Raw genomic sequence first — 25592 nt, 5'->3', positions numbered from 1 at the left:
CGGCGCACAGGCCGTGCCGCGTTGAGCCGATTATCACACAGCACCGGGAAGGCTACAGTGCTGTCACCGGGGCACGCACCCACGACACGCGCCCCGATACCCCCGACTCACCGCCACGCGCGAGCGTGCCATCTCCCCAGAAAATGCCCATGTCCGCCTATTCCCCCAGCCGTCACCGCTTCACCCCGGCACACACCGCAAAGACATTCAACCGCATCGGCTATGGCGCGATGCAGTTGGCGGGGCCCCACGTATGGGGGCCGCCCGCCGACCGCGCCAGCGCGATCGCGATACTGCGCGAGGCCGTCGCGCTGGGCGTCAATCACATCGATACCGCCGATTTCTACGGGCCGCATGTCACCAACGAGATCATCCGGGAGGCTTTGCATCCCTACCCGGCGGACCTGACGATCGTCACCAAGGTCGGGTTCCGACGCGGCACGGACCGGTCCTGGCTGCCGGCGCACGCCGATCGCGAACTGGTCGACGCGGTGCACGACAATCTGCGCCGGCTCGGGCTGGACGCACTGGACGTCGTCAACCTGCGCGCGCCGGGTCTGGAGGCGCCGGAGGGCAAACCGCTCGGCGAGGCACTGGAGACGCTCGCACGGCTCCAGCGCGACGGCCTGATCCGCCATATCGGCCTGAGCCAGGTCACCGCGCAGCAGGTCGCCGAGGCACAGCGCATCGCCGATATCGTCTGCGTGCAGAATCACTACAACCTCGCCCATCGCGGCGACGACGCGTTGATCGATGCGCTCGCGGCGCAGGGCATCGCCTATGTGCCCTTTTTCCCGCTCGGCGGCTTCTCGCCGCTACAGTCCGACACGCTCACGCGCGTGGCCGCCGCGCTGCGGGTTCCCCCGATGCAGGTGGCGCTGGCCTGGCTGCTGCGGCGCGCGCCGAACATCCTGGTCATTCCGGGCACCGCGTCGCTTGCGCATCTGCGCGAGAACATTGCGGCGGGCGCACTCGAACTCGATGCGCAGGCATTGGCGGATCTGGACGACCTTTGAGATCACACCACCGGCGTCTCCAGCGCGTCGCCCCGCGCGAAGGCGGCGATATTGGCGAGCAACAGATCGCCCATCGCCGCGCGCGTCTCGTGCGTGCCGCTCGCCGTGTGCGGCGACAGCACGACGTTGTCGAGCGCCAGCATCGCGTCGGGCACGCTCGGCTCGTCGGCGAAAACGTCGAGCGCCGCGCCGGCGATCGTGCGTTTCGCCAGCGCGGCGATCAGCGCGTCCTGATCCACCACCCCACCGCGTGCGACGTTCACCAGCAGCCCGCGCGGCCCCAGCGCGGCCAGCACGCCGGCGTCGACGATGTGATGCGTGGCCGCGCCGCCCGGCAACGACAGCATCAGCACATCGGCCGCCTCGGCCATCGCGGGCAGCGAGTCGAAATACGGATAGGGTAGATCGTGCTTGCGGTTCGGGCCGAAGTAGACGACCTGCATGCCGAACGCCTCGGCACGCCTGGCAATGGCGCGGCCGATGCCGCCCATGCCGACGACGCCGCACACCTTGCCGCCGAGCTTGGCGCCCAGCGGCAGCTTTGTTTGCCGCCAGCGGCCCTCGCGCACGAAACGGTCGCCCTCGACGATGCGCCGCGACAACGCGAGCAGCAGGCCGAGCGCGTAGTCGGCGACGCAATCGTTCAACACGCCGGGCGTGTTGGTCACCGCCACGTCATGGGCCTTCGCGGCGTCGAGATCGATCGCATCGACCCCCACGCCGAAACTGGCGACCAGACGCAGGGCCGGCAGCGCGGCGATCAGCGCGGCGTCGGTGGCATACGCGCCGCCGGTCGCGAGCACCTCGAACTGCGCGCCCTGTTCGGCCAGAAACGCGGCGCGATCGGGCTGGGTCCAGAGTCGCGCGGTCTCGTGCGCGGCATCGAGCGCGTGCATGACCCGGGGCGTCAGGGGACCGGCGATGAGAATCTTCAGGCGGCGGGGAGCGGAGGAGGCAGTCATCGTGAAGGAGGGTGTCGGATTGGAGGCGGTGGAAAACCGTGCCGCGCCGGCGCGCGGGGCGGCGGCGAAGCGAAGCAAGGCACTATCGTCCCATGAAAGCGCCCCTCCGTGGTGGTGGCACGACCGGCCGATTCCGCTCGCGATGCGATGCGCTCCCTATCGCGGTCATATAGACAGTCAATGCCGGCGATGAAGAACCGCAATTGGACAATTGTTGTCTGCGGCGGCAACAATGGCCCGGCACCCACAATGGAATAAAGCATGTTCAAAACCAAGAAAATCACCGCGCTGGTCTGCCTCGCGTTCCTGTCGGCCTCGGCGGCCCATGCCGCGGACCTGACGCGCGACAACGGCGCCCCGGTGGGAGACAACCAGAATTCGCAGACCGCCGGCCCGGGCGGCCCCGTGCTGCTGCAGGACAGCAACCTCATCGAGAAGCTGCAGCGCTTCGACCGCGAGCGCATCCCCGAGCGGGTCGTGCACGCGCGCGGCACCGGCGCCTTCGGCAATTTCGTCGAGGAAGCGGACTTGTCGGACCTCACCCGCGCGAACGTCTTCGAGGCGGGCAAGACCACGCCGGTCTTCGTACGCTTCTCCACCGTGATCAACAGTGGGGGCTCGCCCGAGGAAGCGCGCGACCCGCGCGGCTTCTCCGTCAAGTTCTACACGGAACAGGGCAACTGGGATCTGGTCGGCAACAACATGCCGATCTTCTTCATCCGCGACGCGATCAAGTTCCCGGACTTCGTCCATTCGCTGAAGCCGGACCCGGTGACGAACCTGCAGGATCCGAACCGCATGTTCGACTTCTTCTCGCACAGTCCGGAAAGCACGGCGATGCTGACCTGGCTGTATTCGAACCGCGGCACGCCGGCATCCTATCGCAAGATGGACGGCTTCGGCGTGCACGCCTTCAAGCTGGTCAACGCCAAGGGCGAGATCCACTACGTGAAGTTCCACTGGGTCAGTCGCCAGGGCATCGAGAACCTGACGCCGGCCCAGATTCCCGTCGTGCAGGGCAAGGACTTCAACAACCTGACGCGCGATCTGTACGGCGCGCTGGCGAAGGGCGACGACCCGAAGTGGGACCTGATGATCCAGGTGCTGAAGCCGGCGCAACTGGCTGACTTCCCGTACGACGCGCTCGACGACACCAAGGAATGGAAGGGCGTGCCGGAGCGCAAGGTGGGCACGATGACGCTGACCAAGGTACCGGCGAACTTCTTCGAGTCGACCGAGGAATCGGCGTTCGCACCGTCGCGGATGGTGCCGGGCATCGAGCCGTCGGAAGACCGGATGCTGCAGGGCCGCCTGTTCTCGTATGCGGACACGCAGATCTACCGCGTGGGCACGAACTACATGCAGTTGCCGATCAACCGGCCGCGCGTGCCGGTGACGAACAACCACCAGGCCGGTGAACTCGCGGACAGCAAGAAGGAAGGCAGCATCAATTATGATCCGACCGGGCTCCAGGACCTGAAGCAGAATCCGGAATACCGGATGACGCAACTGCCGCTGACGGGCACCACGCAGCAACGCGCGATCGCCAAGAAGATGGAATTCGTGCAGGCCGGGGAGCGCTATCGCTCGCTGTCGGCCAGCGACAAGCACGATCTCGTCGCGAACCTGGTGACCGACATGAGCCAGATCACCAACGAGGAAAACGAGTACACCGAACTCTCGTATTTCTACAAGGCGGATCCGGAGTTCGGCACGCGCGTGGCCAAGGGCCTGAAAGCCGACGTCTCCCGCGTGCAGGCGATGGCCGCCAAGCTCGAAGGGTGAGCATGCGCCCGACGACGACACGGACCCGGTCCCCCGTGACCCGGTTCACGCGCGTCGGGGCGGTCCTGGCAGTACTGGGCGCGAGCGTTCTGGCCGGTTGCCAGAGCGTCGCGCCGCCGACGGCCGCCATGGCCCCGGCGACGCCGGCGTCCGCTGCGGCCGCCACGGCCCCGGTGCCGCCGGTGGCCGGGGGCGCGGTCCATTACGACGAACAGTGGTTCGCCGCCGCCCGCATGGGCCGCACCGACATCCTCCAGGCGCTGATCGACGCGCATCAACCCCTCGACATCCAGGACGACGCCGGTTACACGGCGCTCATCCTCACGTCCTATCGCGGCCATCGGGACGCGCTCGCGTCCCTGCTGAAGGCGCATGCGAACGCCTGTCTCGCGGACAAGCGCGGCAACACCGCGTTGATGGGCGCGCTTTTTCGCGGTCGCGACGAGATCGCCCGCGACCTGTTGCAAGCCGACTGCGACCTGAACCAGACGAACAACGCGGGCGAAACCGCGCTTGCCTTCGCCGCGCTGTTCGGCCGCACCGCGATGATGCCGGCGCTGGTCGCGCATGGCGCGGACGTGAACCATCGCGACGCCCGCGGCAACACGGCGTACGATATCGCTCTGCAACAGGGCAACCAGAGCGCGGCGGATGCCCTGCAGCAGTTGGGCGGCACCGAGTAGGGACTGCCCGCGCGCCGACCATCCCGCCGCCGTGGAGCCCCCATGAACCGTCGTCTGTTTCTCCTGCTGGCCTCCTGCATGCTGCCGGTCGGCGCGTATGCCGAGGATGCCGTTCCCGGCGCGCGCGTCGCGCCCGCGCCAGCCAATGACACGCGGACCGACGGCGCAGCCTGCTGCGGGCCGGTCACGGAGGATGGCGAGCACCTGCGGCGCTTCCTCGACGACAGCGGTGTCGATCATCTCTGGCTGCCCGATTATCGGGTGGACTGGCGCACCGGCGCCGCGCTCGAAATGTCCCGCCCCGGCAGCGGCCCCCATACCCATTGCTCGGCCTTCGCCGGCAGCGCCGCGATGCGTCTGGGCGTCTACCTACTGCGCCCGCCGGAGCACGGCCAGACCCTGCTCGCCAATGCGCAGGTGCGCTGGCTGGACACGCCCGAGGCCGCGGCGAGCGGCTGGCGCGCCCTCCCCGACGCGTTCGCCGCGCAGACGCAGGCGAACCGCGGCGCACTCGTCGTGGCGGCGGTCGAAAACCCAGACCCGCGCCGCGCCGGCCATGTCGCCCTCGTTCGCCCCGGCCCGATCGCCGGGGACGCACTGCGCCGGTCCGGACCGATGGTCACCATGGCGGGCGCCCACAATGCGCTCGCGGTCTCGCTCGCGGAAGGCTTCCGCACGCATCATGGCGCCTGGCTCCCCGGCGGTGGCGGCTCGGCAGGCTTCCATGCGCACGAGGTGGACTGGCGCGCCGTCCTGGCATAGCATCATTCTGGCTCCGGGGCAGGTCCCCGGCGCACTCCCGCACGTTTCGGAACCTGCCGCCCCATGCCCGTCCCCACGCCTCCGTCCGCCCCCCTCTGGCCCGTTGCCTCCGGCACCTTCGACGTCGTTCCCGCCGCCGCTTTCGACATGGCCCCACGCGCTGTTTCGGAAACGGATTCCGCGGCCGACCCTGCCGTCGCGCCCGCTTCCGACCCCTATCTCGCCCTTGAAGCCCTCGACGATCCCGAGGTCGGCCGCTGGCTCGACGCGCAGAACGACCGCACCCATTCGGTCTTCGGCCACACGCCGGACAGCGACGCGCTGACCCAGCGGCTGCTGCGCGCCTATACCGCCGAAGACCGCATCGTCAGTTGCTGGCGCGTGGGCGACTGGGCGTACAACACCTGGCAGGACGCCGAACACCGCCTCGGCATCGTGCGCCGCACGCCCTGGCAAAGCTGGCTCGACGGCACGCCGAACTGGGACGTCGTCCTCGACATCGACGCCCTCGACCTGAACCAGGCGGGCGCCAGCGAGCACCGCTGGGCGCTCAAGGGTTTCAGCATGCTGCGCCCGGACCACGACCGCGTGCTCGTGCGCCTCTCGCCGGGCGGCGCGGACGCGTGCATCGTGCGCGAATTCGACATTGCGTCGCGGACCTTCGTCGCCGACGGCTTCACGCTGCCCGACGTCGGCAAGCATCACATTTCGTGGATCGACCGGGACACGGTGTATGTCGGCTGGGACGACAGCGCCCACACCCCCACGCCGGCGCTGACGTCCTCGGGTTTGCCGCGCGAGGCGCGCCGCTGGACCCGCGGCACGGCCGTCGCCGACGCGCCGGTCGTTTTCCGGGGCGAGGAAAGCGACGTGGTGGCCGACGCGCACTATGACCGGGAAGACCGCCTGCATCTCGCCTCGCGCGCGGTGACCTTTTTCGAAGCGATGCATTTCTGGCGCGACGATGCCAGCCAGGAATGGCGGCAATACGACATACCGCTGCATGCCGAACTCCAGCACTGGGACGGCTGGCTTTTCATCACGCCGCGCGAAGCCTGGAGCGTGGGCGGCGAACGGCACCCGAGCGGTTCGCTGCTCGCGATCCGGCGCGACGCCTTCCTCGCCGGCGAGCGGCGCTTCGCCGCGCTGTTCACGCCGGGCGAACGGCAGGTGCTGAGCGGCGTCGATGTGTCCCGGCGCTTTCTGGTCGTCTCGACGACGAACGACGGCGTGCCGGCCGTGACGCTGTGGACGCCGCCGCGGTCCGGACGCGAATGGCACGGACAGGCGCTCGCGCTGCCCGCCGGGCAGTGCGACGTCAGCCCGATCGACTTTCGCCGCGACGACACCGCGCTGGTCTATGTCGAGCACTACCTCACGCCCCCATCGCTGTTCCACGTCACCCTGGGCAGCGACGCACCCTGGCACCTGCTCGCACAGTTGCCGGCCCGCTTCGACAGCACGGGACTGGTCGCCGAACGCCGGCATGCGAGCGCGCCCGACGGCGTGCAGATTCCGTACTGGCTGGTGGGACGGGAAGCCGCCGTCAGGGGCGCGGCGGCGCCCTGCCTGCTCTACGGGTACGGCGGCTTCGAAATCGCGCTCGACCCGCGCTACGACGCCACCACGGGCATCGGCTGGCTCGAAGCCGGCAACCTCTACGCGGTCGCGAACATCCGCGGCGGCGGCGAATTCGGTCCCGACTGGCACCGTGCCGCGCAACGCGGCAAGCGTCAGGTCGCCTTCGACGACTTCATCGCCGTCGCGCAGTCGCTGATCGACTCCGGCGCCACCACCGCCGCGCAACTCGCGATCAGCGGCGGCAGCAACGGCGGCCTGCTCACGGGCGTCTGCCTGGTGCAGCGCCCGGACCTGTTCGGCGCGGTCGTGTCGGAGGTGCCGCTGCTCGACATGGCGCGTTTTCATCTGCTGTTGCAGGGCGCATCGTGGATCGACGAGTACGGCGACCCGGACGTTCCCGAGGACCTGCGCGTGCTGCTGACCTATTCGCCGTACCAGAACGTGCGCGAAGACGCCGCGTATCCGCCGGTGCTGTTCACCACGTCGAGCGCCGACGACCGCGTGCACCCGGGACACGCCCGCAAGATGGCGGCGCGCATGCAGGCGCAGGGGCATGCGCAGGTGTGGTATCTGGAGAACCGCGAGGGCGGCCACGGCGCGGGCATCGAACCGGAAACCATCGCGCGGCAACGGGCGACGGTGTTCGATTTCCTGCGACGGACGGTGGGCGCGGTCTGATCTGGCCGCCACGCCATGTAGAAACATGGCTGCACCGTGGTGCAATACCGGGAACGCGCCACGTAGAAGGATGCCATTCGCGGGCCGGCTACCCTGCCTTATCGAAGCCGATGGAGGTTGTCGTCGATGCGGCCTTGAATCGTGTGCAGGGTTTCCTGCGTGATTTGACCGGGGAACATGCGCCTGGCCATCGCTGAAAACCGGCTGGCCACGTCGCGGATCCTATCGATGACATCGCCGGTATCCCGAGTGGAAAGATCCGCCTCCTGCTCGCCAAGAAGGCGCATCCGCTCGCGGCCTATGTCCAGGCCCTCGCCCATGACGTTCATTTGATGGTAACCGCCTGGCCCCTCGCAGAATGTGACATCGTAGGCTGGCGCCAGCCTCCATTGTCCCGCCGCCGACATGATGTACGCGAAATTCTTGGCATGATCATCCCGATTGTTGAACACGACATTGAAGACCGCCCGCTCGAACGCAACGGCTTTCTCGCGCATGTCATTGGTACACATCTGAGTTGCGCGCAGGAAAACGGTGTAATCCAGCGTCCCCGGCATCCGGAAGTCCGCTCCGGTAAAAGCGGCCAGGCTCTGCATCGGCACCCGACTGACGCCTTGTCGGTCAAACCGTTTGCTGGCGAAGGCAGCCTGTCCGTTTGGGAGATCGAAGTGCTGCGTCTCCGGCGTCTCGATGCCACACTCGCGCAAACATGCAGCGTAGACGGCTTCGATCGCGCAGACTTCAGGGTGTTCCTGTCGGGCGGGAAACTTCACCAGCCATGCGTCCAAGCCGGGCGCTGCGGCCGTGGTGAAGGACTGGCTGCCGGGGTCTCGATAAAGCAATGCCTTCGGCCTCGCACCTTGTGGAGAGCCGCCCATCAGCAGCAACTTCTGCAAGAATGCCCCACCTTCGCCATTGAGTACCTCCTGAACCTCGACGGCCAACTGGGCAAGGAGAATCTCCTGGTCCGCCGCGATGACCTCCGTCGCCATCGGCTCGAACGACATTGCTCCCATAGCATGGGTCCCGATACAGGCGAGCCGTTCCAGAGGACCGATACGTGCGGGATTGAGGCCACGACTCCTGAACAAACGGTCCATGAGAAGCATGCCCCAGCCGTCAGGTAGTGCGTCGTAGACCGGTCCAGGCAGTCCCATCTGATGGGTGGGAAAGTCCCTGCGCAGCGTGGGTCCGTTCAAAGGGAGACGGTGGGCCGATAGCTCCAGCCCCTTGCTTTTTGCCTCAGCGCTGTATTCAAACGCTATCAGCGGACGCCCCGTGATCGCATTCGAGGACAAGAGCGTGCCCCAACGCCAATGCTCGCCCCACCCATCGTAGTAGACGTCGATTCGATCAGGCATTGTTGGAGGGTTTCTTGATACGGTAGCGGTTTACGCTGTTTTCGTAGCGCAGGATATCGTCCAGGCTATCCAGCTTCGGCTTGAACAACCCTTCCAGTTCCTGGAGACGCCCGAGCACCATTGCCAGACGGACCAGGCTTTCGAAGGTCACGTTCCGTCCCGCTTCAAGATTGGATACGGTATTGACGCCGATGCCGGCGCGCGCGGCCAGATCGGCTTGCGTCATCCGTTGCGACAAGCGCTCCTTGCGCAAACGCTCACAGAGCACCTTGACAACTTCACCGGGCTTGGTAAATTCTAAATCCATTATTTTGTGTATTAAAAGAAAAATATTCATTTAACACACAATATTCTATACTTATAAAGTGGATTGGTAAAGTTGGTCAATCTTTTCCCACGGCTGTAATCCGGCTATGGCGGCCCAAGTGTCGCACCCTTCGAGCGGCGGCGAAGTTTGCAGGCCGCTGTACGACCGGCCAGACCGCAGGCGGGTGTCGTTCACCTTTCTCTCGACGGGTCCATGGCGTCTCGAACGACCGTTCGGGAATCGATTTCAGACATTTGACTGTGCCTTCACATTTTTTTACATGTTTTTATATAGCATAACTTATCAATTTTTTATCTAAACTGTGCTCCGAACAGGAAGGGATGCGCCCCTGCGGACAGCCCGACGGGTTTTACGTAGCGTGCACCGTGCTACCAGGGGTCCGGGACAATTCTGATTTTCAGTCGAGAAAGAACATACCGTGGACCGCAGGATTTCTGGTTTCCACCTTCCTGAGCATGACCTTCCTGGAAATGGCGGCCCGAACGATTCCGCTGGGAACGGCTTACGCGATCTGGACCGGCATCGGCGCGCTGGGGTAAGGGTTGGCATAGCCCGCTATCTTTGCGTCGGGGACGAGCCAGCAGGCGCGAAGTTCGGCAACGCGGTCGCGTACCCGGCTGCTTTCCCGTGGCGACAGGCGAAATATCGAGACTTCGAGCGCGCTCCAGGGCCAGCGCGTCGCAGCCAGCCGCCGTCGCAGATCCAGGAGCACCGGTTCGGCGATTTCCAGGGTAAAGGGTTCGATCATCGCAATCTCGCCAATCTCACATGACGCACGAGCGCAACTTCAGACAGCGATTTCGCCACCATCGTTACCGTCCCAGTAGTGAATGCGATCGGCACGGACCTTTATCAGAACGATGCCGGGCGTGTCGATTCCTTCCGAGAACCAATAGTCGAGATCCTTGTTCCAGTGCGCGGCGAAAGCGCTCTTGTCCATGATGAGTTCCGCCGTGCCCTCGATGGCGATGAAAATGGGAGGACGGCCAAGCAGGCCCTTTGCGCCCGTCAACGTCAGACCCACGTTGGCATCGTTCCGGATATCCGAAACCGTACGGGCCGATTCGAAGGAAAAGAAAAACGAATTGCCCTCATAATCCACGTCACCGTTGTTGCTCATCGGGCGGCTCGCCATCGCACCGCCCTCGGTACGCGTCGACAGCATCGCGAAATCGATTTCGCTCATCCGCCGCGCCAGTTCCTGAAGCGTCATTTCCTGCATATCCGTCTCCTCGCTCAAGGTAACCATTGATAAAATGAACACTGACGTTCATTTAAATGAACATAGCAGTTCAGTTCTTTCATGGCAATCGAAAAAGTGCCCCAGCGGCGAAATCAGGCATGACGAAAGTATCCAACCCGGTCCCCAAACCGGAAGCCAAACGGCGCGGTCGACCGCCCGCCGCGCAGCAAGGGGACGTGGACACCCGGCTTCTCGACGCGGCCACGCATCTGTTCGTCACACGCGGTTTCGAGGCGACGCACTGCGATGACATCGCGCGTCTGGCGGAGGCGGGAAAAGCGAGTCTTTACGTGCGCTTCGCCAGCAAGGGGGAGGTATTCGCGGCGGTCGTGCGGCGCCATGCGGATCGAACCCGGATTCCCGACAGCACGGATCGTGAAGCACCGCTCGTCGAGCGGCTACGGTCGGCGGGCCGCGATATCGTCGAATACGCCGTGACGCCGGCGGTGGTCGAGATGTTGCGAATCGTCATCGCCAAGACAGCGGGCGCGCCAGAACTCGCATTGCTCGCCAGCCGGTTCGGCAGTCAGGCCGCGGCGGAACGGGTGGTGCTGAGCCTCGTCGCAGGCCAGCCCGACGATTTGCTGCCGATGGACAATGCACGGCTGTGCGCGGATCGCTTCGTCGATCTCGTTTTCCTGCCTTATCAGATGCGCGCGCTTCTCGGCGAAAGCGCGGAAGCGCTGTTGCCGACGGCGCCGCAGCGGATCGAGGAAACGATCGCCCTGCTCGCCTCGGCCGGAATGCTGCATCGTTGACCAACACCTCCAGCGGAATCCATGACGAATTTTTCAGATATCCTGGCGCACGGCACGGCCCACGCCTGGCTCTACTTTCCCAGCGCCATCCTGCTCGGCGCCTTGCATGGGCTCGAACCCGGCCATTCCAAAACCCTGATGGCCGCGTTCATCGTCGCCGTGCGCGGAACGGTCAAACAAGCGGTGATGCTGGGCATCGCCGCTACCGTGTCGCATACGGCCGTCGTCTGGATCGTCGCGATCGGCGGCATGTATCTCGGCCGGCATCTCGACGCGCACGCGACGGAGCCCTATTTTCAACTGGCGTCGGCGGGATTGGTCATCGTCATCGCCGCCTGGATGTTATGGCGGACCTGGTCGGGCGAACAGGCATGGCGCCGGCAGCAGCAACAGTCCACGCCGGACCACGCCCATGATGCAGCCCGCCAGATCGATACCGGACACGGCCGCGTGGAACTGTCGATCGTCGCGGAAGGCGAACCGGCACGCTGGCGGTTGAAGACCCTGGCCGGCAACGCATGGGCGGCGCGAGACGTGGTCCTCACGACCCTCCGGCCGGACGGCAAGAAGCAGCGGTTCGCGTTCAACCGCAGGCCGGATTATCTCGAATCGATGGAGCCGGTTCCCGAGCCGCATGCGTTCGACGTCAGGCTGAGCATGGGCCACGGCGGCCATTCGCACGACTACGATCTGGCGTTTCACGCGCGTCATGGCGTTCATGCCGGCAACGACGCGACCGGCCCGGGACTCACGACGGATGACGGCTATCAGGACGCGCACGAACGGGCGCACGCGAACGACATCAGGCGCCGCTTTTCGCAGCGCGACGTCACCACCCGGCAGATCATCGTATTCGGTCTCACCGGAGGACTCGTGCCCTGCCCCGCCGCGATCACCGTGCTGCTGCTCTGTCTGCAGTTGCAGCAGATCGCACTGGGGGCGGTGCTCGTGCTGTGTTTCAGCGTCGGACTGGCGGTCACGCTGGTCACGGTCGGCGCGGCGGCGGCGATCGGCGCCAGAAAGGCAACGAGCCGTTGGCCCTGGCTCGGAAACGCGGCGCGTCGTGCGCCCTATCTTTCCAGCACGCTGATGATCGTGGTCGGGCTGTATGTCGCGTTCCAGGGGTATGCGGGATTGGCGTCCTGAGGGACGGCGTTGCCGCATGGTCGGCTTTCTGGACCCTACACCGTGGCCACCGGGCTCACCGGCGAGCCGACCGCGCGCGGCAGTCTGAGCGGGGGTGCGGTCAGCAGAAAGCGGTTGCGCCCGTTCTCCGCCAGCCAGTCCGCCAGCGGACTCAGCAGCCACAGCTCGCCGAGATAGACGCCGAGACGGAACAGACACAGGTCATGCAGCGGGTGCGACGCATAGGAGGCAGTGGTCGCGGGGCGCGCCGGCAGCATCTCGACCGCGGCGTTGTCGGCGATCAGCGCCACCACGCCGGAGTCGACGATCCATTTGCGCAAACCCTCGTCGCGCCCGTCGAGCGCGGCGAAATGCGCGCCGAGCCAGGCGATGTCCGGCTCGCCCCGCATGCCGAGCAGCGCCTCGTCGGTGCCGGTGCGCAGGCAGACCATGTCGCCCGGTTCCACCACCACCTGCTGCGCGGCCATCACTTCCCGCAGTTCGGCGAAGCCGATGGCGCGCTTCTCTATCCCGAAATGCCGCTTCAGATCGATCATCACGGCCCGCCCCTGCACGTTCGACGCCGCCATGTTTTCGATGCCGAGCCGATAGGCGCCCGGGGGACGCGGCGTCGCAGGCGCGCTGCCTGGCTCGTGCCGGTAGTCGACCGGACCGATCACGTCCTCGCCGGCACGATAGCCGTTGTAGAAAGCCATTTCCGGCTTGCCCGTGCCGGACAGGTCGAACCACTGCCCCATGTGCGCGAGGCTGTCCCATTGCGTCGAATACTGCAGCGCGAGATGCACGGTGTCGTCGCAGACCACGTCGAGCAACGGCGGGTTGTCGCGCGACAGCGGGTAGGCCATGTTGGGCAGGTCGCCGCGCATCGTCGGCGCGAGATGCGGCGGCTGCCGCCGTGGGTTCAGCGCCGTGCCGCCCGGGCAATCCAGCGGCAGGCTCAGGCAGAAATTGCGCCCGGTGCGCACTTCGCGCACGCCGTCGAGCACCTTCTGCGGCGTCAGCAGGTTCAGGCGGCCCAACTGATCGTCCGGGCCGAAATCGCCCCAGTTCGCGTCGGCCGGGCGCTGTGTCCAGCGGCGCGTGCGCGTTTCCGTGTCGCTGCTCATGCGCGTACTCCCGTTGCCGTGAATTCGTTGCCGGTGCGTTCCGTCATGGAGCCCGGCGCATCGTCGCGTTCCGCATCCGGCTCGACCGGCATCCAGCGCGAGGCGTCGAACAGGCTGATCGCGATCACGATGAGCGCGCCGCCGGCGATGAAGGACGCCATACCCAATTTGAGACCGAGCGCCGGCGTCACCAGCGCGATCACGTACGGCGCGATGACGCTGATCGAGGTCATCGCATAGCTGATGCCGATGCCGGTGGCCCGCGCCTCCACCGGGAAACGGCGCGCCTGGTACAGCGGCAGGATGCCGAACAGCCCGTTCGCGAACATGCCCATGCAGAAGGCGCCGACGCCCATCAGGAAATGATCCGCCACCAGCGTGTACAAGGCCGTGGTCGGCACCACGATCGACAGGAAGATCACGATCGTGCCGCGCTCGCCGATGCGGCTCGCCACGTAGCCCGAGAGCGGCTTGCCGATCACCGAACCCACCGAGTACGCGATGATGAAGGGAAAGATCGCGCCGGAACTCAGATGATGGACGGTCAGCAGGAAAGTGGGATACAGCACCTGCACCGCCCACAACATGAAATTCACCCCGGCGGAAAATGCCCAGGCCTGCGCCACCGCCGGGTTGAAGACGAAGCTGCGCGAGACGTGCCCCGCGCGCTTGCGCGCTTGTTGCGCCTGCCAGTCCGCGGATTCCCTGACGTTGCGCCGCAGGAACAGCGTCAGCAGCGCCGGCGCGATACCGAGGAAAAACATCCAGCGCCAGCCCAGCACCGGAAACAGAAAATGGAACGCGAGTGCCGCCAGCATGTAGCCGAATTCGTAACCGGCCACCATGATGCCCGAGGCGAGCGGGCGGATTTTTTCCGGAACGGTTTCCATCAGCAGGGAGACCGACGCGGTCCACTCGCCGCCGAAGCCCATGCCGAACAGGATGCGCATCGCCATGAAGGAGGCATAACTCCAGGCGAGCCCGCTCAGTCCGGACGCACACGAGAACCACAGCACCGCCGCCATGAAGGCGATGCGGCGTCCGTAGCGGTCCGCCAGGAAGCCCCAGCCGATCGTGCCGGCGATCTTCGCGAACCCGGTCGCGGTGACGACCAGCGCCATCGCCGGCAGGCCCACCTGGAAAATCTTGCCGAGGTGCGGAATCAGGAACAGCAGGATCGTGAAGTCGAAGGCGTCGAGCGCCCATCCCGCGGTGGCGGCGAAGATGATGTGCCAGTGCTTTCTCAGAAGGCGGGCCTGACCGCCCATGCCGCCGCTTTCCCGGGCCACGTCGAACGTGCCCTCCCCCATGGATTCCGACATGCTGCTCCCCAAAATCCGGTTGACCAGCCGCCGAGCCGCGTCGTCGGCATCCTATGTTAGCGGTGTGTGTAACCGGTAACATACGGAGGCATGGTAGTCCGCTTTTCGGGAGATGGATGCTCGCGTTTTCCCTAGAGACTGCCGGGCACCTTTACGGTGCTCGCGAACCGGGACAGCGGATTCCCGGGCAGGGACCGCACTGTGCCGCGTGCTTCCGCCACACGCATGGTGCCGGTCATTCGCTGTCGGTCCATTCCACGTTGGCGCCCACCGAGCGCAGATTCTCCACGAAATTGGGATGGGCGCGACGGATCGGCAGCGCGTTCGTGATTTCCGAACGCCCCTCGATGCTCGCGGCCACCATCAGCAGCGCGATGGCCACGCGAATGATGTAGGGGCTTTCCACTTTCGCGGGGCTCAGCTTCAGGCCGCCGAACGTGATCAGGCGGTGCGGGTCCGACAGGAACACGTGCGCGCCGAACTTGGACAGCTCCCCGGACCACCCCATCGCGCCGTCGTAGACCTTGTTCCAGAACATCGCGCTGCCTTCCGCCTGCACGCCCAGGGCGATGAAGATGGGCAGCAGGTCTACGGGCAGATAGGGCCAGGGCGCCGCCTCCACCTTGGTCAGGATGTTCTGCGTGAAGGGCCGGCGCACGCGCAGGGGGCCGTCCCGAACGGTGCGGGACCAGCCGTCGCGATGCACCACCTGGACGCCGAACTTCGCGAAGGTCCGGTCGATGAGCGGGAACTGTTCCGGGGCCGAATTCCTGACGGCGATATCGCCGCCCGTGATCGCGCCGAGCGCGAGAAAGGTCGCGATCTCGTGGAAATCCTCGCTGAACCGGAACTCTCCGCCTCCCAGCCGCTGCCCGCCGGCGATGCTCAGCCGCGAGGTGCCGATGCCGTCGATCGCGACGCCCAGCATCGCGAGGAATCGGCAGAACTCCTGCACATGCGGCTCCGACGCCGCGTTGACCAGCGTCGACGTGCCGCCGGCCGACGCCGCGCAGAGCACGAAATTCTCGGTGGTGGTGACCGAGGCGTAATCGAGCCAGTGATCGTTCGCCGTCATCCGCTGCGCCGCATGCACGATCAGGGAATCCGCGGTGGTCTCGATGCGGGCGCCGAAGCGCTCGAACACCTCGACATGCGGATCGATCTCGCGCACGCCCAGCGTGCAGCCCTTGACATCGTTCTCCAGGCGCGCGACGCCGAAACGCGCCAGCAACGGCGGCACCAGCATGATCGACGAACGCATCTCCACGGGCAGGCGGTGCGCGGCGGGGTCGAACGCGGTCGCGTGATGGTGCAGATCGAGCATGCCGGTGGCGAAGTCCATCGACACTTCGCTACCGAGCGTGCGGAAGATCTCGAGGATCTTTCTGACGTCGGTGATGTCCGGCACGCCGACGAGCCGCAGCGGCTGATTGGTCAGCAGCGTCGCGCAGAGAACGGGCAGGACGGCGTTCTTGTTGCCGGATGGCACGATCTCGCCGCGTAGCGGGAGGCCACCGTGTACGATCAGGTTCGACATGTGTGGGCAGGCGGTGAAATGAACGGCGAAATCGCTATGATGCCACTCTGGTCACCGGGCGTAGGGATTTTCCAGACCGGTGAGCGACCACGCAGGCTCCGCCTCGCCGATAAACCGATGCCGTTCGAGCCCGCCAGACACGGTGGAGAAGCGATGGAGACGGCGCGACGGGCTAGCCGGAGCAATGCCTCGGCCTTGCGTCGGTGACACGCCGGAAGGTGTCAGCGAGCCGCCGTCAACGCCACGGCGTCGGCACCCGCCGCAATCCGCATCGGACACGACGGATCGTTCACCGCGCGCCACACCGCTTCCGCCACATCCCGGGACTGCGTGATCTCGGTCGACTTCTCCCATTGCGCAAACACATTCCGCGCGAGGCTCGCATAGGCTTCGGGAATGGCGCCCTGCATGCGGGACTGGGCGTTTTCCCCGAAACGCGTTTCCGGCGCGCGTCCGGGGAGCACCAGCTTGACACGTATGTTGAACGGCTCGAGTTCCAGCGCGACGGACTCCGTGAACGCGTTGACGGCCGCCTTGCTCGCGGTGTAGACGGCCAGCAGCGGCAGCGGCATCAATGTCACGCTCGACGTGACATTCACGATGATGCCTGCCTGGCGTTGCCGGAATTGCGGCACCACCGCCTGGACCATCGCGATCGTGCCGAGTGCTTCAGCAGCGCCGTGGGTCTGGCACCGATGGCGTATCTGCTCGCCTGGCGCATGGCGCTGGCCAAGGATCTCCTGCGCCGCCGGGAACTGGGCATCGCCGAGATCGCCGGACGTGTCGGCTACGGCTCCGCCAGCACGTTCAGCGTCGCGTTCACCCGCTTCGTGGGATGTCCGCCTTCGCGGTATGTGCAAGAGTAGGCGCAAGTGCAGGCAGGCGCGCAGACCGAGGCCTGATACAGCGCTCCTGTTCAGCTGGCCGTGCGCGAAGCATCACTGCGTGCGTTCGATCTCGGCCGTCGCAAGCGCACGCGCCGCAGCCCCCCGCTCCACAATCGCCGCGATCCCACGCAGGGTCCGAACGCAGGCTTGCGCGACCTCGTCGCCCTTGGTCAGGAAGTGTTCGCGAAAAAAACCGACATGCTCGTCGCCGCCATGGAAGTGATGCGGCGTGAGCACGGCCGAGAAGACCGGCACGCCGCTGTCGAGTTGCACGCGCATCAGGCCGTCGATCACCGCGCTGGCGACGAAGTCATGCCGGTAGATGCCGCCGTCCACGACCAGGCCCGCCGCGACGATCGCGGCGTAGTCGCCACGTTGCGCGAGCAGCTTGGCGTGCAGCGGGATTTCGAAGGCGCCCGGGACCTCGAAGTAATCGATCGCGTCGGCGCGATGGCCCTCTTTCTGCATCCGGGCAGCGAAAGCCTGGCGGGTCTGGTCGACGATGTCCTTGTGCCAGGCGGACTGGATGAAGGCGATGCGTGTGGCACGCGAACGGGACGCGGGAACGCCGTCCTGAGGGAAGTGGGAATCCGAAGCCATGGATACAGGTCCTGTTTATGAGAAAACAGGGCGTACAAGGGCAGGACGCAGCGCCGGCACGCAGGCAGCCGGGAAGTGGCATCGCGCAAACGACACCTTCCCCGGCACCGCGCCGGCGCACCCGTCCCACCCCGTTCTCTTTCATCCAGACTGTCACTGTCGGCCCCGGAATCACACCGGCTCTGCTGACCCCCTCACGCCGATTGCATGACGGGCGCTCGCGGGCTACGCGCATCCGCGCGATTACCGCCGGTGGGAAATTTCATCCCGCCCCGAGAACGATCGATACAACGGGATAAACGATACCACGCGATAAAAGACCCTGCCCTTGCCGGGGCGAACGCGTTACGACGGCGCCCAGGGGTCGTCGCGCAGGCATGGCGCGCCCGTGGTGCGTAGCAGCACCGGGCCGGGCATTGTCGCGTACTCGGTCAAAGCGACCGCGCCATGCGGTGTTTCGAGGAGCGCATCGATACGGCAGTCCGCGTGCTGCCGGCTCACGCGTGCGAGTGCGTCGTGCAGGTGCCGCGCCACATCGCGCGGCAGACGCCGCGGGCAGCGCACCAGCAGGTCGAGGTCGCTGGTCGCGGTGGCGGTCGGCACACCGCTCGCCAGCTCGAAGCCGACGCTCCCGGTCGGTCCCCACGCCAGATCCGCGGCGGCGAAAACGTCGCGCAGCGCCGGCAGCATGGCAAGCGCCGGAACGGCATCCGCTGCACATGATCCGTCCGCCTCGCGCTGGCCGCCGTGCCGGCTGGCGGCGCCGTCCAGGCCCGCCAGCGCTTCGGGCCGAACCCGCGCGACGATCCGCCCGGGCGCGAGACGCGTCCCGTAGCGCTCGCCGCGGGAAGTCCCGCGCACCCCCACGGGCACGCTTCCGGCCGCGTCGCGCGCGCGTCGGACGACGACCCACGGCGCGCGCGCCAGCGCCGCCGCGACCCAGGCCGGCGCGCCATGAAAGCGCGTCGGCGCATCGATGCGCAGCAGGTCGTGCGCCAGGAGCGGCGGATCGTACAGCCTGCTGGCCGCCTCGCCGTCGCTTTCCTCGGCGTGGGCACCGCCGGCGGCCTCGTCGGCTTCAGCGTCCCGGTCATCCCTCTCTCCCCCGGTCACGACGCCTCGCCCGCCCGTTGCGCGAGATAGACGACGGTCTCCAGCGGCGTGTCGGCGAGCGCGCGCGCGTTCGCATCGTCGAAGCTCTCCCGGACGATGCCGGTCAGCGTCGACCCGGGCGGTGCCTCGAAGAAGGTGCGGATGCCGCGCTCGTACAATACCGTCATGCCGTCGTGCCAGCGCACCGTATGCGCGACGTTGCTCGCCAGGTCTTCGCGGATGCTCTCGACATCGCGCAACGCCCGCGCGCGGACGTTGCCGATGTACGGCATGCGGGGCCGTTGCAGCGGCAGGTCCGCCAGCGCGCGATGCAGCGTGTCGGCCACCGGCGCCATCAGTTCGCAATGCGAGGGCACGCTGACCGCCATGCGCTGCGCATGCCGGGCGCCCATTTGCCGGGCCACGGGCAACGCGCGTTCGAGCGCGGCGTCGCTGCCGGCCAGCACGATCTGCGTGCGCGCGTTCAGGTTGGCGATGTAGAGCGGCATCGCGGGCGAATGGATGTCGCGCACCAGCCGGCCGACCTGCGACTCGTCGAGACCGACCAGGGCCGCGAGTCCATAGCCGCGGGGATAGGCACGCTGCATCGCCTCCGCACGCAGGCGGACCAGGGGCAATGCCTGCTCGAAGGACAAGGCGCCGCAGGCCACCGCCGCGCTGAACGCGCCGCTGGAGAGACCGGCCACCGCATCGGCGTGCACGCCCAGCGCGCTCAGCGCGCGCGCGACCGCGACGCCGGCGATCAGACCGCTCAGCTGCACGCCGACCGTGCCGGCCAGGGAGGCCGCGCCGTCGAGCGCGCCGATGTCGGCATCCAGCACCTCGCCCGCCTCGCGCAGCGTGCGCGTCACCTCCGGGTGCGCGGGCAGGCGCGACAGGAAGCCCGGCGTCTGCGCGCCCTGTCCGGGAAACAACCAGGCGATGTTCATGCTGTGCGGCCCCTCACCGCGGCGCCAGCAACAGGATCGCCAGCGACAGCGTAACGATTCCCGCGAGCGACGACACCACCAGCGTCGAGCCGGCCACCGGCGGCCGCAGCCCCGTGCCGACGCCGAAGACCAGACCGAAGAAGCCGGACGGAATCGCGGTCAGCAGCACCGCCTGCGCGCCGATCGCCACGGGGATGTCGAACGCCCGCACCAGGCCATAGACCAGCAGCGGTTGCAGCAGGTTCTTGATCGCGGTGCCGGACAGCACGTCGCCATCGAGCCGGATCGGCTGCGCGGACAGCATGAGCCCGGTCAGGAACAGGCCGATGCCGGCGGTGATGTTGGTGAGCGGCCCGAGCGCGGTCACGCCCAGCGCGGGCAGATGCAGACCCGACAAGGCGACCGCGAGCCCCAGCACCGGGCCGAAGAAAATCGGTTTCGATACCGAATGCCCGAGCGCGCGCAAAAACTGCCGTACCGGCGAGACCGCCACCGGCGGCGCCATGCCGCCAGCGCTCCCGGCCGCGGCGGCCTGCGCCTCGCGCGCCTTGTGCAATTCGAGCAGCGCCAGCGTCAGCGGCGAAATGGTCACCGAGCCGGTCGCGATCGCGATGGCCACCGGCAGCGCTGCCTGCGGCCCGAACACCGGCAGCAGCAGCGGCAGACCGATGGAGGCGAAATTCGGGAAGGCGATCGTCAGAGTTTCGATCGCCGCGTCCCCCAGCGACAATTTGAAGAGATGGCGTTGCAGGGTGAACACCACCGCGTAGGTGACGAGCATGCCCAGGCCCAGCACCAGCGCCAGCATGCCGTTCGCCAAGATCACCGCCTGCGGGGTCCGCGCGATCGACACGAACAGCGTCAATGGCAACGCGAACTGCATCAACAGGACGTTCAGGCTGGCGACGTTGCGGTTGTCGATGAGCTTTCTGTAACCGGCGAAATAGCCCAGGGCAAGCGTCAGGAACACCGGCAACAGGGCCGTGGCGATCAATAGCGGCATGGCATCTTCCCGTGGAGGATGCGCGTGAAACGGTGCGCTACCATTGCTGCGCCAGACGCTTGCGCACTTCGATCGATGCAGCGCGCAACGTCTGCGCCTGCGGCGAGGCATAGCGGCCCGTAAGGTCGCGGCTGCCGCTCGCGCGCACCGCGGCGAGCGCCTGTGCCAGCGCCGTCCGCACGCGCGCGAGCGCCGCCGGATCCGGCGCGTCGGGGTTCACGCCTTCGAGCAGTGCGTCGAGCATGCCGAGCTTGGCGTAATTCTTCACGTCGTAGGACATCGGCGGAAAACGGTTGCCCAGTTCGTTCAACTGTTCGACGGTGCGGCGCGTCACGCGCGCGGCGGCCGCCTGTCCCATCGCATGGATCAGCACGCCGGGATCGTCCAGCGCGATGATCCGGTTCGCCTGGTAACCATGCGCGAGGAAGGCGCCCGACATCGCCTTGCCGACGATCAGCGCGAGGACCGGGTGCCCGGCCAGACGCGCATCCGCGTACGCGTTCGCCGCGGCGGCGCATGCCATGTGCACGCCCATCAATTCCTCGCGGCGGCCGTAGGCCTGGCTGCTGACGTCGACGATCGCGACGATCGGCTGGCGCGCGCCGTCCGGTGCCGGAGCCGCACCTGCCGCGATCGTGTCGCGGACCACGCGCGCGAGCGCCCAGCCCTCCTCGAGACCCACCTCGCCGGCGCGGGCGCGCGGAAAGTGATTCTGCGGATCGGGCACGACGGCGATGAAGCGCACCGGCGCGGCGTCCGGGCCCGCGTCGCCTGACTGCGCGTCGCCTGACTGCGCGTCGCCTGACTGCGCGTCGCCCAACGGCGCATCGGCGTGCAGCACCGAGCGCAACGTCCCGACCGTCCGCCCCTGCTGTCCGCTCAGCGCCTGCAGCCAGATCCGGCCGCGGCTGTGCGGCGTGGACGTATCGTTCATGCGGATTCTCCGTTGTCTGCCTGCAGGCCGGCATCGCCCCACAGCGCCTGCAATGCGGCGCCGTCGTACTGGCGCGTGGTGTCGACCGCCGCGAGGCGGGACGAATAGGTATCGACCTGTTCGGTGCGGTGCACCGCCGGCACGCCGTGCTGAAAACACGCGCGCACCGCCGCGCCGATCTCGGCCACATCGTCGACGACGAGCTGATCGACCATGCCGACCCGGGCGCGCTGCGCGCCGCCGATCAGGTCCCAGATCATCGCCCGGTCCGAGGCGTTCATCTCGGCGATGCCGGCTTCCTGCTCGATGACCTCCGGGCCGTTCATGCCCAGCCGCGCCGCGCGGGTAACGATCAGATAGCTGCACAGCGCCGCCGCGAGCGACATGCCGCCGAAGCAGCCGACCGGCCCCGCGATCACGCCGACCACCGGCACGTGCGAACGCAACGCGACGATGCCCGCATGAATCTCGGCGATCGCCGCGAGGCCCAGGTTCGCTTCCTGCAAACGCACGCCACCGGTTTCCAGCAGCAGAACGGCGCGCGTCGGCGTGCCGTTCTCGCAATCGCGCAGCGCGAGTTCGAGCGCGCCGGCGATCTTCGCGCCGGCCACCTCGCCCATGCTGCCGCCCTGGAACGCCCCCTCGATGGCCATGATCACGGCCGACTGGCCGTCGATCGTGCCACGCGCCACCACCACGCCGTCGTCGGCCTGCGCGACGATGCCCTGCAGCGGCAGCCAGGGCGATTTCAGCCGGTCGAACGGGCCGACCAATTCGCGAAACGTGCCCGCGTCGAGTATCCGCTGGGCGCGCTCGCGCGCTTCCAGTTCGACGAAGCTCTTGCGGTCGATGAACTTTTTCCAATCGACGACGGCGTTCATGATCTGCTCTCCTCCACTGCCTGTTCGAGGCGCAACAGCACGACGCCCGGCGTCGCGCCGAAGTCGTTGATCTCGATGGCGACCTGCCCGTCGAAGCGGGAAAAGAAGCGATCGATCACCGATTTCCACACCGTGCCGAAACCGTCGACGCTGGTATTGATCACCACGGAGGCGCGCGCGGCGTCGGTCGGCTCCATCAACACCTCCAGATCGCCCGAGCCGACCACGCCGACATGCACGCGACGGGCGAAGCGGGTGTGGGCCGGGTAGTCGTAGTTGAGTGTTTCCATCGGCTGTCTACTCCTGGACGGACGGCGCGATGCGCCACCCATCGGGTTGAATTCGATCGATGAAGAGCGTGGCCGCGAGCAGATCGGCGGCGCCCCCGGGGGAAGCGTTGCGCGCGAGCAGTTCGTGGTCGAGGCGCAGCAGCGCCGCGTGTCCCGCCGGTTGCGCCACGCCGCCCGCCGCCAGGATGCGCGCGGCGCCGCGGCGCGCCGTGGCCAATGCCTCCGCGCCGCCGCGATGCAGCAGACACGTGTCCTCGAGCACGGCGACGATCGCCACCAGCGCGTTGAGGCGCGCAGCGGTTTCCGGCTCGCGCCGGGCGCGCGCGGCGCGCAGGGCGGGAAGGCCGATGTTCACCACGTGGGGAAAACCCGCCAGCGCCTCGCCGCGCGCACCCGCCGCCCCGTAGCGGGCCCTGACGCGCGCGCCGTGCGAATCGGCCAGCGCCGACACCGGCGCATGACGGTCCGGGTACCGCGCGATGCCCGCGGCGCGTTCCGCCAGGGCGGTTGCCGCGTGAGAGACAGAAGACGCGTCGCCCAGCGCCGCCGCGGCGACCAGCAATCCCAGAATCCAGATCGCGCCACGATGCGCGTTGCTGCCGGACGTGACGGCCAGCATCGCCCGCTCGGCGTCGCGGCCGATCGCCGCGAGCTGCTCGCGCAAGGGCTGATCGGGCAGCCGGCCCTGCGCCGCACGCGCCATCGCCATGAAACCGGGCCGCAGCGCCTGCGCCGAGCGGCGCATCAGCGGCAAATCGAGATCGACGTGCGCCCCGCTGCCACGTTGGTCGACCAGCGCCGGCTTCGGCGTCAGTTCGGCCTCGTCGATCAGCGCCGCGACGGCCTGCGCGGCCAGCCATTCGGCCTGCGCCGTGTCGGCCCGGGCCACGCCGTGCACGCCCGCCACGCCGCGCGATGCCACCGGGAGCGGATGCATCCGGCTCACCAGCTGCGAAATCGCGCTGGCGGCACATACAACCCGCCGGACCACGCGACCAGATCCTCGATGCTGCGCGCCGCGAGCAGCGAGCGTTTCGCGTCCGTGCGCCGCACCCCCAGGTCCTCCGGATAGGCGACGATGCCGCGCCGGCGCAGCTCGGCGCTGCGGGCCGGATCGGCGCGGCGCCCGAGTTCGGTCGCGCCCGCCACGGCCGCGAGCGCCGCGCGCCGTTCCTCGCCCTGCACCTGATAGAGGTAGGCGATGCCTTCCTCGGTCACGACATGGGTGACGTCGTCGCCATAGATCATGACGGGCGCGATCGGCATGCCGCTCTTCTTGCCGACCTCGATCGCATCGAGCCGGTCGACGAAGGACGGCGTGCCGCCGGCCTTGAAGGTCTCCACCGTCTGCACCACCAGCTTGTGCCCACGCACCACCGGCGCCTGCGAGGTGATCATGTCGAGCCAGGCGGCGCTGCTGTGCCGCCGCCCCTTCGGGTCGTGTCCCATATTGGGCGCGCCGCCGAAGCCGGCCAGCCGGCCCAGCGTCACGGTCGACGAGTTCGCGTCGGCGTCCATCTGCAGCGTCGAGCCGATGAAGAGATCCACCCCATACTGCCCCGCCAGCTGGCACAGCACGCGGTTCGACCGCATGCTGCCGTCGCGGCCGACGAAATACACATCCGGACGCGCGCGGATGTATTCCTCCATGCCTACCTCGCCGCCGAACGAATGGATGCTTTCGACCCAGCCGCTCTCGATCGCCGGAATCAGCGTGGGATGCGGATTCAACGCCCAGTTCCGGCAGATCCGGCCCTTGAGCCCGAGCGATTCGCCGTAGGTGGGCAGCAGCAGTTCGACGGCCGCGGTGTCGAAGCCGATGCCGTGGTTCAGCGTCGTCACGCCGTGCTTCTCGTAGATGCCGCGGATCACCATCATCGCCATCAGGATCTGCAACTCACCGATGTGGCGCGGATCCCGCGTGAACAGCGGCTCGAGCGCGAACGGCCGGTCGGCCTGGACGACGAAATCGACCCACGACGCGGGAATGTCCACGCGCGGCAGCGTGTCGACGATCTCGTTGACCTGCGCGATCACCACGCCATGCCGGAAGGCTGTCGCCTCGACGATGGTCGGCGTGTCCTCGGTGTTCGCGCCGGTGTACAGATTGCCCTCGCGGTCCGCCTGCACCGCGCAGACCAGCGCGACGTGCGGCGTGAGGTCGATGAACATGCGTGCGTACAGCTCGACATAGGTGTAGATCGCACCGATCTCCAGCTTGCCGTCCTCGAGCAGTTGCGCGACCCGCAGGCTCTGCGGCCCCGCGAACGAGAAATCGAGCTTGCGCGCGATGCCGCTCTCGAAGATGTCGAGATGCTCCGGCCGGCTGATCGTCGAGATCAGCAGATGCAGGTCATGCAGCCGGGCCGGATCGACCTGGGCCAGCGAGCGCGAAAGGAAGTCCGCCTGTTTCTGGTTGTTGCCCTCGAGCGCGACCCGGTCGCCCGGACGGATGATGGCCTGCAACGCGTCGATGAGTTGCCCGGCGTCCAGCACCTTTCCGGCGGCGAACGGGGCGGCGGCCTGCAGACGTTCGGCCTTGGCGCGGCGCATCGTGTCCCAGCCTCGAATCGCCCGGTCCGGTTCCGCGGTGACAGCAGTCATGGAATGCTTTCCTGTAAAGAGAACGCGCGGGCCGCCGGCGAACCGACGGCACTGGTTTCAAGGTAGAGGGTTTTCCCTGCCCG

The 25592-nt window shown here is 67.3% G+C and carries 25 protein-coding genes, 2 pseudogenes and 1 riboswitch; of the genes and pseudogenes, 9 read left to right on the top strand and 18 right to left on the bottom strand.

Annotated features, from left to right (window positions below; all coding sequences use genetic code 11):
- Positions 1-149: 149 nt before the first annotated feature.
- A complete protein-coding gene (locus tag OVY01_RS07325) occupies positions 150-1016 on the top strand; it encodes an oxidoreductase (RefSeq protein ID WP_267846744.1) in 867 nt (288 codons plus the stop codon).
- Positions 1017-1018: 2 nt separating this feature from the next.
- On the opposite strand, the gene OVY01_RS07320 is transcribed toward OVY01_RS07325, so the two are convergent.
- A complete protein-coding gene (locus OVY01_RS07320; RefSeq protein WP_267846743.1) occupies positions 1019-1978 on the bottom strand; it encodes a 2-hydroxyacid dehydrogenase in 960 nt (319 codons plus the stop codon).
- A 261-nt stretch (positions 1979-2239) separates the two neighbouring features.
- On the opposite strand from OVY01_RS07320, the gene OVY01_RS07315 reads away from it, so the two are divergent.
- From OVY01_RS07315 to OVY01_RS07300, 4 genes are all read left to right on the top strand, one after another.
- The gene (locus OVY01_RS07315; protein ID WP_267846742.1) at positions 2240-3763 is read left to right on the top strand and encodes a catalase; all 1524 of its coding nucleotides are present in this window, start codon (positions 2240-2242) and stop codon (positions 3761-3763) included.
- A gap of 35 nt (positions 3764-3798) precedes the next feature.
- Positions 3799-4446 carry an ankyrin repeat domain-containing protein gene (locus tag OVY01_RS07310; protein ID WP_267846741.1) on the top strand — a complete coding sequence of 216 codons (648 nt, stop codon included), beginning with the start codon at positions 3799-3801 and terminating at the stop codon, positions 4444-4446.
- A gap of 42 nt (positions 4447-4488) precedes the next feature.
- Positions 4489-5208: a hypothetical protein gene (locus OVY01_RS07305; RefSeq protein WP_267846740.1), complete on the top strand. Its 720-nt coding sequence runs from the start codon at positions 4489-4491 to the stop codon at positions 5206-5208.
- 63 nt (positions 5209-5271) lie between these two features.
- The gene (locus OVY01_RS07300; protein ID WP_267846739.1) at positions 5272-7467 is read left to right on the top strand and encodes a prolyl oligopeptidase family serine peptidase; all 2196 of its coding nucleotides are present in this window, start codon (positions 5272-5274) and stop codon (positions 7465-7467) included.
- 98 nt (positions 7468-7565) lie between these two features.
- On the opposite strand, the gene OVY01_RS07295 is transcribed toward OVY01_RS07300, so the two are convergent.
- Positions 7566-8828 (bottom strand): type II toxin-antitoxin system HipA family toxin, encoded by a 1263-nt coding sequence (locus tag OVY01_RS07295; protein WP_267846738.1) that lies wholly within the window; start codon positions 8826-8828, stop codon positions 7566-7568.
- Positions 8821-9165, bottom strand: coding sequence for a helix-turn-helix domain-containing protein (locus tag OVY01_RS07290; protein WP_267846736.1), 345 nt, complete (start codon positions 9163-9165; stop codon positions 8821-8823). Before OVY01_RS07290 ends, OVY01_RS07295 begins: the two co-directional genes overlap by 8 nt.
- Positions 9166-9476: 311 nt before the next feature.
- Here OVY01_RS07290 and OVY01_RS23140 point away from each other — a divergent pair, with 311 nt between their 5' ends.
- On the top strand, positions 9477-9695 hold the full coding sequence (locus OVY01_RS23140; protein WP_349293494.1) for a DMT family transporter: 219 nt from the start codon (positions 9477-9479) through the stop codon (positions 9693-9695).
- Here OVY01_RS23140 and OVY01_RS07280 read toward each other — a convergent pair.
- Entirely contained in the window at positions 9659-9904 is a 246-nt protein-coding gene (locus tag OVY01_RS07280; RefSeq protein WP_267846734.1) for a hypothetical protein, read from the bottom strand. The genes OVY01_RS23140 and OVY01_RS07280 overlap by 37 nt on opposite strands.
- Before the next feature lie 39 nt (positions 9905-9943).
- Entirely contained in the window at positions 9944-10378 is a 435-nt protein-coding gene (locus OVY01_RS07275) for a pyridoxamine 5'-phosphate oxidase family protein (protein ID WP_267846732.1), read from the bottom strand.
- A gap of 119 nt (positions 10379-10497) precedes the next feature.
- On the opposite strand from OVY01_RS07275, the gene OVY01_RS07270 reads away from it, so the two are divergent.
- Positions 10498-11157, top strand: coding sequence for a TetR/AcrR family transcriptional regulator (locus OVY01_RS07270; RefSeq protein WP_267846730.1), 660 nt, complete (start codon positions 10498-10500; stop codon positions 11155-11157).
- Between the two features lie 21 nt (positions 11158-11178).
- Complete coding sequence (locus OVY01_RS07265) at positions 11179-12303, top strand: nickel/cobalt efflux transporter (protein ID WP_267846729.1); 1125 nt, start codon at positions 11179-11181, stop codon at positions 12301-12303.
- Between the two features lie 35 nt (positions 12304-12338).
- Here OVY01_RS07265 and OVY01_RS07260 read toward each other — a convergent pair whose 3' ends face one another.
- The 4 genes and pseudogenes from OVY01_RS07260 to OVY01_RS07245 all read right to left on the bottom strand — a co-directional run.
- A complete protein-coding gene (locus OVY01_RS07260; protein WP_267846728.1) occupies positions 12339-13409 on the bottom strand; it encodes a cyclase family protein in 1071 nt (356 codons plus the stop codon).
- Positions 13406-14731, bottom strand: coding sequence for an MFS transporter (locus tag OVY01_RS07255; RefSeq protein ID WP_267846727.1), 1326 nt, complete (start codon positions 14729-14731; stop codon positions 13406-13408). The genes OVY01_RS07260 and OVY01_RS07255 overlap by 4 nt, the downstream gene beginning before the upstream one ends.
- A 235-nt stretch (positions 14732-14966) precedes the next feature.
- The gene (locus tag OVY01_RS07250; protein ID WP_267846725.1) at positions 14967-16268 is read right to left on the bottom strand and encodes a UDP-N-acetylglucosamine 1-carboxyvinyltransferase; all 1302 of its coding nucleotides are present in this window, start codon (positions 16266-16268) and stop codon (positions 14967-14969) included.
- A gap of 221 nt (positions 16269-16489) precedes the next feature.
- Positions 16490-16933 (bottom strand): annotated as a pseudogene (locus OVY01_RS07245) (SDR family NAD(P)-dependent oxidoreductase); the annotation flags it as partial.
- Here OVY01_RS07245 and OVY01_RS07240 point away from each other — a divergent pair.
- A pseudogene (locus tag OVY01_RS07240) lies at positions 16931-17134 on the top strand (helix-turn-helix transcriptional regulator); the annotation flags it as partial. The pseudogenes OVY01_RS07245 and OVY01_RS07240 overlap by 3 nt on opposite strands.
- Positions 17135-17206: 72 nt before the next feature.
- Here OVY01_RS07240 and OVY01_RS07235 read toward each other — a convergent pair.
- From OVY01_RS07235 to mdcA, 9 genes are all read right to left on the bottom strand, one after another.
- Positions 17207-17755 carry a 6,7-dimethyl-8-ribityllumazine synthase gene (locus OVY01_RS07235; RefSeq protein ID WP_267846724.1) on the bottom strand — a complete coding sequence of 183 codons (549 nt, stop codon included), beginning with the start codon at positions 17753-17755 and terminating at the stop codon, positions 17207-17209.
- A gap of 129 nt (positions 17756-17884) precedes the next feature.
- Positions 17885-18039: riboswitch (FMN riboswitch) on the bottom strand.
- A 61-nt stretch (positions 18040-18100) separates the two neighbouring features.
- Positions 18101-18868 (bottom strand): malonate decarboxylase holo-ACP synthase, encoded by a 768-nt coding sequence (locus OVY01_RS07230; protein WP_267846722.1) that lies wholly within the window; start codon positions 18866-18868, stop codon positions 18101-18103.
- Positions 18865-19797 carry a malonate decarboxylase subunit epsilon gene (gene mdcH / locus OVY01_RS07225; RefSeq protein WP_267846720.1) on the bottom strand — a complete coding sequence of 311 codons (933 nt, stop codon included), beginning with the start codon at positions 19795-19797 and terminating at the stop codon, positions 18865-18867. The genes OVY01_RS07230 and mdcH overlap by 4 nt, the downstream gene beginning before the upstream one ends.
- Positions 19798-19810: 13 nt before the next feature.
- Positions 19811-20800: an AEC family transporter gene (locus OVY01_RS07220; RefSeq protein WP_267846719.1), complete on the bottom strand. Its 990-nt coding sequence runs from the start codon at positions 20798-20800 to the stop codon at positions 19811-19813.
- Positions 20801-20837: 37 nt separating this feature from the next.
- A complete protein-coding gene (mdcE, locus tag OVY01_RS07215; RefSeq protein WP_267846718.1) occupies positions 20838-21734 on the bottom strand; it encodes a biotin-independent malonate decarboxylase subunit gamma in 897 nt (298 codons plus the stop codon).
- Entirely contained in the window at positions 21731-22615 is an 885-nt protein-coding gene (locus OVY01_RS07210) for a biotin-independent malonate decarboxylase subunit beta (protein ID WP_267846717.1), read from the bottom strand. The genes mdcE and OVY01_RS07210 overlap by 4 nt, the downstream gene beginning before the upstream one ends.
- Positions 22612-22905 carry a malonate decarboxylase subunit delta gene (locus tag OVY01_RS07205; protein ID WP_267846716.1) on the bottom strand — a complete coding sequence of 98 codons (294 nt, stop codon included), beginning with the start codon at positions 22903-22905 and terminating at the stop codon, positions 22612-22614. Before OVY01_RS07205 ends, OVY01_RS07210 begins: the two co-directional genes overlap by 4 nt.
- Before the next feature lie 7 nt (positions 22906-22912).
- A complete protein-coding gene (locus OVY01_RS07200; RefSeq protein ID WP_267846714.1) occupies positions 22913-23842 on the bottom strand; it encodes a triphosphoribosyl-dephospho-CoA synthase in 930 nt (309 codons plus the stop codon).
- Between the two features lie 5 nt (positions 23843-23847).
- Positions 23848-25509, bottom strand: coding sequence for a malonate decarboxylase subunit alpha (gene mdcA / locus OVY01_RS07195; protein ID WP_432422191.1), 1662 nt, complete (start codon positions 25507-25509; stop codon positions 23848-23850).
- Between the last annotated feature and the right edge of the window lie 83 nt (positions 25510-25592).

Origin of the sequence: Robbsia betulipollinis (assembly GCF_026624755.1) — a bacterium.
GTDB lineage: Bacteria > Pseudomonadota > Gammaproteobacteria > Burkholderiales > Burkholderiaceae > Robbsia > Robbsia betulipollinis.
This window is presented reverse-complemented; position numbering and strand designations above follow the sequence as displayed.